Source organism: Methylobacterium sp. C33D (assembly GCF_053345825.1).
This window is the reverse complement of record NZ_JBKFAV010000112.1, coordinates 1-876: the sequence shown is the minus strand read 5'-3', so window position 1 is coordinate 876 and position 876 is coordinate 1. Positions and strand designations below refer to the sequence as shown.

Genomic DNA, 876 nt, shown 5'->3' with positions numbered 1-876 from the left:
ACCGAGAACCAGCGGCTCCGGAAGGCGATCGCGGATCTCACGCTCGACAAACTGATCCTGCAGGAGGCTGCCCGGGGAAACTGACCAGCCCCGCGCGCCGACGCGCCTGCATCGCGCATGTCATGGACGTCCTGCACGTCTCCGAGCGCCGCGCGTGTCGCGCGCTCGGGCAGCATCGCTCGACGCAGCGCAAGGTGCCGCGGGGCAGAGATGATGAGGCGGCGCTGACCGCCGATCTCGTGGAGCTGGCTCGCCGGTACGGGCGCTACGGCTACCGGAAGATCGGTGCGCTGCTGAAGGCGGCCGGCTGGTTTGTCAACGACAAGCGGGTCGAGCGGATCTGGCGGCGCGAGGGGCTCAAGGTGCCGGGCCGCCAGCCGAAAAAGGGCCGGCTGTGGGACGGGGATGGTTCCTGCATCCGGCTCAAACCGGAGCGGCGCGACCACGTCTGGTCCTACGACTTCGTCGAGGCGCGCACCCATGATGGGCGCAAGTTCCGGATGCTCAACGTCGTCGACGAGTTCACCCGCGAGTGCCTAGCGATCCGCGTCGCTCGCAAGCTGAAGGGAGCTGACGTGATCGACGTGCTTTCGGACCTGTTCATGCTGCGCGGTGTCCCCGAGCACGTTCGTTCAGATAACGGCCCCGAGTTCATCGCCGGGTCGGTGCAGGCGTGGATTGCGGCCGTTGGCGCGAAGACCGCTTACATCGCGCCGGGCTCACCGTGGGAGAACGGCTACGTCGAAAGCTTCAACGCGCGATTGCGGGATGAACTTCTGAACGGCGAGATCTTCTACACGCTCAAGGAGGCACAGATCATCATCGAAAGCTGGCGTCGGCACTACAACACGATCCGCCCGCATGGCGCGCTTGGCT

General features: G+C 66.1%; 1 pseudogene. It reads left to right on the top strand.

Annotation, left to right across the window (positions count from 1 at the left end):
• Positions 1-876 (top strand): annotated as a pseudogene (locus ACLBXO_RS31595) (IS3 family transposase); the annotation flags it as partial.